General features: G+C 69.9%; 9 protein-coding genes. 3 read left to right on the top strand and 6 right to left on the bottom strand.

Annotated elements, in window-relative coordinates:
* Positions 1–164 precede the first annotated feature (164 nt).
* Positions 165–1595, bottom strand: a complete 1431-nt coding sequence (locus AB0I12_RS28075; protein ID WP_359935044.1) for a pre-peptidase C-terminal domain-containing protein — start codon at positions 1593–1595, stop codon at positions 165–167.
* 106 nt (positions 1596–1701) lie between these two features.
* A complete protein-coding gene (locus tag AB0I12_RS28070; RefSeq protein WP_359935042.1) occupies positions 1702–3153 on the bottom strand; it encodes a M12 family metallo-peptidase in 1452 nt (483 codons plus the stop codon).
* Between the two features lie 148 nt (positions 3154–3301).
* On the opposite strand from AB0I12_RS28070, the gene AB0I12_RS28065 reads away from it, so the two are divergent.
* Complete coding sequence (locus tag AB0I12_RS28065; protein WP_359935040.1) at positions 3302–3763, top strand: YciI family protein; 462 nt, start codon at positions 3302–3304, stop codon at positions 3761–3763.
* Here AB0I12_RS28065 and AB0I12_RS28060 read toward each other — a convergent pair.
* The 3 genes from AB0I12_RS28060 to AB0I12_RS28050 are packed head-to-tail and all read right to left on the bottom strand — an operon-like array spanning position 3745 to position 6124.
* Positions 3745–4869, bottom strand: a complete 1125-nt coding sequence (locus AB0I12_RS28060; RefSeq protein ID WP_359935038.1) for a zinc-dependent alcohol dehydrogenase family protein — start codon at positions 4867–4869, stop codon at positions 3745–3747. The two genes, AB0I12_RS28065 and AB0I12_RS28060, sit on opposite strands and share 19 nt — an antisense overlap.
* Positions 4866–5282 carry a thioesterase family protein gene (locus tag AB0I12_RS28055; RefSeq protein ID WP_359935036.1) on the bottom strand — a complete coding sequence of 139 codons (417 nt, stop codon included), beginning with the start codon at positions 5280–5282 and terminating at the stop codon, positions 4866–4868. Before AB0I12_RS28055 ends, AB0I12_RS28060 begins: the two co-directional genes overlap by 4 nt.
* Positions 5279–6124: an SAM-dependent methyltransferase gene (locus AB0I12_RS28050; RefSeq protein ID WP_359935034.1), complete on the bottom strand. Its 846-nt coding sequence runs from the start codon at positions 6122–6124 to the stop codon at positions 5279–5281. The genes AB0I12_RS28055 and AB0I12_RS28050 overlap by 4 nt, the downstream gene beginning before the upstream one ends.
* A 187-nt stretch (positions 6125–6311) precedes the next feature.
* Here AB0I12_RS28050 and AB0I12_RS28045 point away from each other — a divergent pair, with 187 nt between their 5' ends.
* Entirely contained in the window at positions 6312–6791 is a 480-nt protein-coding gene (locus tag AB0I12_RS28045) for a DUF4188 domain-containing protein (protein ID WP_359935032.1), read from the top strand.
* A gap of 13 nt (positions 6792–6804) precedes the next feature.
* The gene (locus AB0I12_RS28040; RefSeq protein WP_359935030.1) at positions 6805–8142 is read left to right on the top strand and encodes an MFS transporter; all 1338 of its coding nucleotides are present in this window, start codon (positions 6805–6807) and stop codon (positions 8140–8142) included.
* Here the strand turns inward: AB0I12_RS28040 and AB0I12_RS28035 are convergent.
* The gene (locus AB0I12_RS28035; protein ID WP_359935028.1) at positions 8044–9231 is read right to left on the bottom strand and encodes an ABC transporter permease; all 1188 of its coding nucleotides are present in this window, start codon (positions 9229–9231) and stop codon (positions 8044–8046) included. The genes AB0I12_RS28040 and AB0I12_RS28035 overlap by 99 nt on opposite strands.
* Positions 9232–9395: the final 164 nt, after the last annotated feature.

Raw genomic sequence — 9395 nt, 5'->3', positions numbered from 1 at the left:
CGGCGTGCGGGGGCGAAGGTCTCGATGCGGAGCATCGTGGCCTTTGCACCCGTGCGGCGAGGTGCCGTGCCGAGTGCCCCGCAGTAGGCGATGGACCACCAGACAGGACCTAAGAGCGAGGCCTGTGGCTGGTCGGCCCGCCAGAGGCCGACCAGCCACAGGGATCAGGAGGGCGAGATGCCGAGGGTGTAGGCGCCGCGGCTTCCGTACGTCGAGTAGCCCGTGTTCAGCGGGTCGCCGTAGCCCACGTTGTCGATCCGCAGGTAGTACCTACCCGGCTGCAAGCTGCCGCTAACACTCGCGCCGAGCCCCATCGGCGTACCGGCGTCGCTCTGCCCGGATGCCGGGTCGTTCGAGGCAACGATCGCGCCGGCGCTGTCCAGCAGGTCCAGCTTGATGTCGAGGTTGCCACCGCTCGGAGCGGCGCTCGCCGTCGCGGTGTAGTTGCCGGCAGCACTGACATCGAAACCGTAGACGTCAGTGTCCTCCTCGGCCGCGATGACCCCCGACGCCGGCGTACCAACGGCCAGCGCGGCGGCGTCGCCCGCAGTGTCACCGGCTTCGTCCGCGCGCAGTGCGAGGCCGTGCGCGCCGACGACCGCGAAGTCGTCTTCCTTGTTGTTCGCGTCGGCGTACTCGCCCTTGCTCCATTGGCTGATGCCGCGGTAGTACCCCACGCCCATGATCGGCGCCCACGCGCCGTGGCCCTGGTAGTACCCGACCGTCGACGTACCGTCGTGCGAGAGGCCGACGTTGTGACCTGCCTCGTGCGACGCGGCCTCGGCGAGGTTCTTCGCGCCAGTGCCGACGCCCTTCGTGAACACGAGCGCCGGCTGGTAGTAGTCGTGCTGGCTGGTGCTGTCGTACACACCGACGTACGCGACCCCGCCGCAGCCACACCCGGACTGGTACCAGGTGTCCGGATCGATCAACACCCGCGTTCCGTACGCGAGGTCCGACGCGTCCGACCGGTCGATCGCGGACTGCGGTGGCTCCTGCGTCGTCACGTCCACGTCGAACGGCGCGTAGTCCTCGGCGACACGAGCCCAGACCTCGTGGACGACGTCCTGCTCGGCGGTGCTCCAACCGGCCGGATCGCCATCGGTGTCGTACGCCGAGACGTTGACGGGGTCGATGCCCTTCGACGCGTTCCACGCTGTACCGGTGATGGTGTGACCGTCGAAGTCCAGGTAGATGACCCGGTTCGAGCCCGGCCTGCTGTGCAGCTCGAACGCCGGACCGGTCGCGCCCTTGGTCGCCGTACGAGCCCACCGGGGTGATGTCGAAGGAGCCTTCTGCGCGGCCGGCAGGCCGGGCTCGCGGAAGAACAATTTGCTGTCGGCATCGAGCCACGCGGTCTGGTCGGTGGCAAGGATCTGCCGCAACTGGTCCGTCGGTACGCCGTTGTGCGCGGCAACCTCGGCGAGCCGCGACTGGACCTTTCCGAGCGCCGAGGCGCCGGCCAAAGGTGTGGACAGCAACTGGTCCACCGGAGTCTGTTGCGCATCGGCCTGGGCGCCGAGTGCGACGGCCAGGCCTCCGAAAACGACAGCACCGGCACACGCGAGCGCGCCGGTGCGGCGGATTCTGTTCACTGCGGGTTCCTCCTCACGTCCCCCCGGGTGGGCGGATCCCCCCGAACAAGACCCCGGGGCCGTCGATCTCGGTGGGATCGGCGGCCCCGGGGTGGCCAGAGGGGTGTCAGCCGGCGGTGACGCGGACGGTGTAAGCGCCGCGGCTGCCGTACGTCGAGTAGCCGGTGTTCAGCGGGTTGCCGTATCCGGTGTTCTCGATCCGCAGGTAGTAGCGGCCGGCCGCGACCTGGCGGTTGATGCTCGCGCTCAGCCCGGTCGGTGTGGCCGAGTTGGACTGCCCGGACGCCGGGTCCGCGGTGGCGACGACACCGCCCGACGAGTTCAGCAGCTGGAGCCTGATGTCCAGGTCCGCGCCGGACGCGGCCGCCGACGCGGCGAACGTGAACGTGCCGGCCGCGAGGTCGATCCGGAAGGTGTCGACGTCGGAGTCGTTGGCGTAGACGCCCTTCACGCTCGTGCCGAGCGTCAGCGCGGTGGCGTCACCGGTGCCGTTGCCGTGGTCGTCGCCCCGCAGCGCCAGCCCGTTCTGGCCGATCACCGCGAAGTCGTCTTCCTTGTTGTTGGCGCCGGAGTACTCGCCCTTGCTCCACTGGCTGATCGCCTTCGAGTAGCCGACGCCCATGATCGGCGCCCAGGCGCCGTGACCGGCGTAGTACCCGACGGACGAGGTGCCGTCGTGCGAGAGGCCGACGTTGTGCCCTGCCTCGTGCGAAGCGGCCTCGGCGATGTTCTTCGCGCCGGTACCGACGCCCTTGGTGAAGACCAGAGCGGGCTGGTAGTACGAGTGGTTGCTGGTGTTGTCGTACACACCGACGTACGCGACGCCGCCGCACCCGCAGCCCGACTGGTACCAGGTGGTCGGGTCGATCAGCACGCGCGTCCCGTACTGCTGGTCGGACGAACCGCTTCGCTTGATGGCGGACGCCGCCGGCTCCTGCGTGGTCACGTCGACGTCGAACGGCGCGTAGTCCTCGGCGATCCGGGCCCAGACGTCCCGGACGACGTCCTGCTCGGCCGTGCTCCAGTTGCTCGTGTTGCCGTCGGTGTCGTACGGCGTGACGTTGACGGTGGCCGGCTTGCCGCCGGTGTTCCACGCCGTACCGGTGATGGTGTGGCCGTCGAAGTCGAGGTAGATGACCCTGTTCGACCCCGGCTTGCTGTGCAGCTCGAACGCCGGACCGGTCGCACCGGCGACGGCGCGGGTCGCCCAGCGCGGCGACGCAGCCGCCTTCAGCTCGCTCCTGGTGGCGACCGGCTCGCGATAGAACAGCTTGCCGCCGCGGTCGAGCCAAGCGGTCCGGTCAGTCGCCAGGATCTGCCGGAGGTGGTCTGTGGACAACTTGTTCTGCGCGGCGATCTCGGTGAGCCGGGACTGGACGCGGCCGAGCGCGGCCTTGCCCTGCAGCTCCTGGCCGAGCAGCTGGTCGATCGGGAGCGGGGCGGGCTGCTGGGCGTCGGCCTGGTTGCCGAGCGCGACGGCCAGGGATCCGAAAACGACGGCGCCGGCACAGGCGAGACCTGCGATCCGGCGCGATTTGGGGCGGGGGCGGTTGGGCATGGGGGCGGGAACTCCTCAGGTACTCCGGCGTGCCTCACTTGACATTCTCACGAGCGGTGTACGCGAACGCACTGAGCGTAGCCTGCCGGATGGTCCCCGCCGCTGTATAGATTCGTCTCGGGATTTAACGTCGACTTGGGAGGGTTCGATGCGGTTCATGATGGTGTTCAAGGCCAACGACGCGTCCGAGGCCGGGCAGCCTCCGACCGAGGAGGGCCTGACCGCGATGGGTCTGGTGATGGCCGAGATGGCGGAGAAGGGCGTCCTGCTCGCGGGCGACGGGCTGCTGCCGAGCTCGCACGGCTTCCGGTTGCAGCTCGACGAGGGCAAGCGCCGGGTGGTCGACGGGCCGTTCGCCGAGACCAAGGAGCTGATCGCCGGGTTCTGCCTGATCGAGGTCGCGTCCCGCGAGGAGGCGATGGAGTGGGGCTGGCGCTGTATCGCCGCGGACGCGACCGCCGGCGGCAATCCCGAGACGTCCGGGTTGCTGGAGATCCGGCCGGTTGCCACCGCCGAGTTCTTCGGTGACAACTACACCGACGAGGCACAGGACCGCAACGACCACACGTTCCAGAAGGCCGCCGAGAACCTTCAGAACAGCAGCACCTGACGGATCGACGTACCGGCGGCGAGATCGTCGAAGGCCTGGTTGAGGTCGTCGAGTCCGACGGTCGCGGTCAGCAGCCGGTCGACGGGTAGCCGCCCGGCTCGGTACAGGGCGACGTACCGCGGGATGTCGCGGGACGGCACGGACGAACCGAGGTACGAGCCCTTCACCGTGCGCTCTTCCGCGACCAGGCTGACCGCGGGCACGGTGAAGGCCTGCGACGGGTGCGGCAGGCCGACCGTGATCGTGGTGCCGCCGCGGCGGGTGACGGCGTACGCCTGCTCGAGCACCTTCGCGCTGCCGACGGTCTCGAACGCGTACTCCGCGCCGCCCGCCGTCGCCTCCCGCACCTGGTCGACCGCGTCGGGGGCGCGGGCGTCCACCACCGCGGTCGCGCCGAGCTCCTGCGCGAGCTGGAGTTTGGCGGGGACGACGTCCACGGCGACGATCGGGTGCGCTCCGGCGAGGACGGCGCCGAGGAGTGCGGACAGGCCGACGCCGCCGAGACCGAAGACTGCGGTACTGCGGCCTGCGCGGACCTGGGCGGTGTTGACCACCGCGCCGACGCCGGTCATGACCGCGCAGCCGAAGAGGGCCGCGATTTCCGGCGGAAGAGTTGGATCGATCTTCACGGCCGAATGCGCCGAGATCACCGCATGCTCCGCGAACCCGGACACCCCGAGATGGTGGTGCAGCTCCCCGGGACGGTCGGTCGTGGTGAGGCGGCGCGTGCCGGTGAGGAGGGTGCCGGCGGTGTTCGCGGCGGCACCTGGTTCACACAAGGCGGGGCGGCCCTCGGCGCAGGGCGCGCAGTTGCCGCAAGCGGGGACGAAGGCGCAGACCACGACATCGCCCGGCGCGAAACCGGGAGCCTCGGAGTGCACGACCTCGCCGGTCGCCTCGTGACCGAGAAGCATCGGCATCACCCGTGGGCGTGAGCCGTCGATCACCGACAGGTCCGAGTGGCACAGCCCGGCCGCGCGGATCCGGATCAGCAACTCCCCCGGCCCCGGCGGCGCGAGTTCGACGTCTTCCACCTGCAGCGGCCGCGACGCGGCGTACGGCGCCGGCCGGCCCATCTCCCGCAGGACGGCGCCGCGCACGATCATCGCGTGATCCCTTCGAGGGCCGCGCGGATCCCGTCGGGAACCGGGATCGGGCGACGGTCGTGCCGCCCGACGAACACGTGCACGAACCGGCCGGTCGCGGCCGGCTCGTCCGCATCCTCACGGAACAAGGCGATCTCGTACCGCACGCTGGAGGTGCCGAGCTGCCCGCACCGCAACCCGGCGTCGACGACACCGGGGAACTCGAGCGACTGCTTGAACGTGCACTGCGAGTCCACGCACAACCCGATCACCTCGCCGCGGTGGATGTCGAGCCCACCGCGGCGGATCAGGAAGTCGTTGATGACCGTGTCGAAGAAGCTGTAGTACTCGACGTTGTTGACGTGCCCGTAGACGTCGTTGTCCTTCCACCGCAGCGTGATCGCCAGGTGGTGCGGATACTCGCTGCGGCTCACGGCTTGCGGCCGACACCCACCCACAGGCTGCACATGACGTCGGTGAACTCGCCCTTGTCGACCATGCGCTGGGTCTCCGCGTCGGGATACCAGCGGAACGGCGACACGACGCCGGGCTCGATCAGCTCGGTGCCCTCGAAGAACTCGGTGACCTCTTCCTTGCTGCGCACCTGCGCGTCGCCGCCGTCGGCCTTGTAGACCACCATCGCCCGCTCCCACAGCTCCGGCGCGAAGTCCGGGGTGCAGTGCGAGAAGATCAGCAGCGAGCCTGGGGCGAGCGGCTCGACGAGCTGACGGACCAGGTCGTACGGCTTGAGGTGGTCCGGCAGGTAGTGGAAGACGCCGACGATGCTGAGCGCGACCGGCTTGCTGAAGTCGATCAGTTCCCGGACCTCGTCCGACTGCAGGATCGACTGCGGGTCGGTGACGTCGGCCTCGAGGTATGCCGTCCGGCCCTCCGGGGTGCTGACCAGCAGCGCGCGGGAGTGCGCGAGGACGATCGGGTCGTTGTCGGCGTACACCACGTGCGCCGACGGGACGATCTCGTGGACGACCTCGTGCAGGTTCGGCTCGGTCGGGATGCCGGTGCCGACGTCCAGGAACTGCGTGATGCCCTGCTCGGCGGCGTACTTCGCCGCGCGGTGCATCCACATCCGGTTCGACAGCGCGGCGGTGCGGAAGCCGGGGAAGGCCTGCAGCAAGTGCTCGGCGGCCTGCCGATCGATCGCGAAGTTGTCCTTCCCGCCCAGGAAGTAGTCGTACACCCGGGCGCCGTGCGGGCGGTCGAGCTTCAACTGCTCGTACATCCGCGGGTCGACGTCGGCATCCTGCGATTCAGTCATGAAAATCCCATCCGCGCTGCGGCTCAGAACTGAGGAGCCATCGTAGCCGGTACACAACGGACTGTGACACCGGCAGCACGACGCTACCCCGCACCGGCGGCCTTGCCATCAGCTCCGGCGCGCCATCCCCTGGCCTTTACAGAGGATTGAATCGAGCCTGGTCGGTACCGACGTGAGAGGGGCGGACATGAGCGGCGTGATCCAGGGGCGGCAGACCGCGGCGTACGACGGGGAGCTGGTCGTGTTCCTGATCGGGATGCGGGTGAACTCGGTGCGCAAGGTGCGGGAATGGGTGCCGGTGGCGCGGGCGATGGGGCCGATGCTGCGGGAGCTGAGCAACGACGAGGACAGTGGGTTGCTCGGGTTCCGTACGTTGCCGACGTGGCGTGGCGTCACGCTGATCCAGTACTGGGAGTCGGTGGAGAAGCTGCAGGCGTTCGCGAACGACTCCGGCCGGACGCACCGGCCCGCCTGGGTCGACTTCTTCCGCACCTCGTACCAGGGCGGAGCAGTCGGCATCTGGCACGAGACGTACGTCGTACCGGCCGGAAACACCGAGACGATCTACGGCAACATGCCACTGCTCGGCCTGGGCCGCGCCCGCGGCGTCGAGCCGGTCGGCAAACGCGGCGACACCGCCGCCGAACGGCTGCGCCAGAGCGACTAGTTACAGTTCAAGCGTGCGGTTCATCCGGGATCTGGCGACGTTGCTTCGGCGGCGCGATTTCCGGCGGTTGTTCGCGGTTCGGCTGACATCGCAGTGCGGCGACGGGGTGTTCCAGGTCGCGCTCGCGTCGTACGTGCTGTTCTCGCCGGAGCGGGCGCCCGACGCGGCGGCGATCGCCGGGCTGTTCGCGGTCTCGCTGCTGCCGTACTCGATCCTCGGCCCGTTCACCGGGGTACTCCTGGACCGGTGGTCGCGCCGCCAGATCCTGTTCGGTGCGAATCTGACCCGCGCCGCGCTCGTGATCGGCGTCGGCGCGATCGTCGCGGCCGGTAACGCAGGCGCGTTGTTCTACCTGGCCGTCCTGCTCACGCTCGGCGTCAACCGCTTCCTGCTCTCCGGACTGTCCGCCGGCCTCCCGCACGTCGTCGACCGCGACGAGCTGGTGATGGCGAACGCGGTCACCCCGACGTCCGGTACGGCGGCCTTCCTGGTCGGCGGCGGGATCGGGGCCGGGGTGAAACTGCTGGTCGACTCGGACCTCGCCGTCCTCGGGCTGACGGTCTTCATCTACACAGCCGCCGCGCTGCTCGCCCTCCGGCTGCGCCGCGACCAGCTCGGCCCGGACCTGAGCGGCGACGAACCAGGCATCGTGGAAGCACTCCGCGGCATCGCAGCCGGTCTTGTGGACGGCGGCCGGCATCTCCGCGAACGCCGGCAGGCCGCCCTCGGCCTCGCCGCGATCGGCTCGCTGCGCTTCTTCTTCGGGCTGCTGACGGTCGCGATGATCCTGCTGTACCGGAACTACTTCTACGGTGCCGGCCAGCTGGATCAAGCGTTCGGTGGACTCGCGATCGCGACCGGTGCGGTCGGCGCCGGCCTGTTCGTCGCCGCGCTCATCACGCCGTGGGGCACGCGGGTGATGGCGCTGCGCCGATGGATCACGCTGCTGTTCGCGGCCGCCGCGGTCGTGAGCGCCGTACCGATCGGGCTCTACACGCAGCCCGCGATGGTGATCGGCGGGTTCCTGTTCGGGATCTGCGCGCAGGGGATCAAGATCAGCGTCGACACCCTCGTCCAGACGGGTGTCGACGACGAGTACCGCGGTCGCGTGTTCTCGCTGTACGACATGATCTTCAACGTCGGGCAGGTCTCCGCGGCCGCGCTCGGCGCGGCGATCCTGCCCGACAGCGGGAAGTCGTACCTGGTGCTCGCGCTGGTCGTGGCCGGCTTCGCGATCACCGCGGTGCTGTACTCACGTGCCTCGCAGCGCGGTGATCGGCTGGATGGCGGAGGCCTTCCAGGCGGGGTAGGTACCGGCGACCAGGCCGATGAACGCACCCAGCAGGGGTGAACCGAACGCCAGCCGGTTGTCGAGGATCGGCGTCCAGTCCCGGACCCACGAGACGCCGACGGTCAGGATGACGCCGACCGCCGTGCCGAGCAGCCCGCCGAGGAAGCCGACAATCACACTCTCCACCAGGAACTGAACGGCGATATGTCGTCGCGCCGCGCCGAGGGCCCGGCGCAGGCCGATCTCCGAGATCCGCTCCAGCACCGACAGCAGCGTGACGTTGGCGATGCCCAGCCCTCCGACGAGCAGCGCGACCGCGCCGAGCAGCAGGAACAACGCGTTCAGGTCGGACTCGACCCCTTTCCGTACGGCGCCCTGCTTCGGCGGAGCGTCGACGGTCAGCGTGCTCGGGTTGTTCGGCTCGATCGCGATCGGGGCCTGCTCCGCGATCAGTTGCGCGGCGCCGACCGCCGTACGGATCTCGACCGCGTCCGGCGACTCGAGGTCGTACGCCTGGCGCGCCGTACCGTTCGGCATGATCACCGCGTCGTTCAGCTCGGCCCGGCCGCTGACCGAGTCGAGGATGCCGATCACCGTGTACGGCTCGTCGCCGATGAACACTGCCGGCTGCGAGTCGACCCGGTTGATGCCGAGCCGCTCCGCCGCGTGCTTGCCCAGGACAACCACCTTGTCGGCGCGCTGGTCGTGACCGTCGTCGAAGAACCGGCCGGTCTTGAGCACCGCGCGGACCGCGTCCCACAGACCTGAGGATCCGGCCATCACCTGGAGGGCCTTCCCGGTACCGCCGTCCAGGCCGGTCACGTTCTGGACCAGGTCGTCACCGATCTCCAGGTTGCTGACGGTACCGACCGCTTCCACGCCGTTCAGCCGCTCGATCCGGTCCGGCGCGTCCCACGGGAGCTGGGTCGCCGCTTCCCCTTCCTGTCCGCCCTTGTCGTCGGGTTGCACCACTACGCGCGTCGCAGCCGCCAGGTCGAACCGCTGCGTGATCTGCCCGGCGGCTGTCTGCCCGAGCCCGACCGTCCCCACCAGCGCGGCGACACCGAGCACGGTGCCGAGCGTGGTGAGGATCAGCCGGGTGGGCCGGGCGGCGACACCCGCTAGGGCCTCGTCGAGCAGATCCCGCACGGCCGGGCGGGATCTTCCCCGGGGGCGCGGCGAGGCAGGTCGGCTGCCGGACGCACGCCCGATGAGCCGCGCGAGCGCGACCCGCGGACGTGCGCGCCGCCGCGCCGCGCCGGCGCCGGGTGAGGTGGACGGCCCGCCGGTCGGGTCCGGGGGGCCTGCTTGGG

This window comes from Kribbella sp. NPDC050459, from assembly GCF_040655315.1.
Lineage (GTDB): Bacteria > Actinomycetota > Actinomycetes > Propionibacteriales > Kribbellaceae > Kribbella.
Note: the sequence above shows the minus strand (reverse complement) of the source record. Positions and strands in the feature narration are given on the sequence as shown.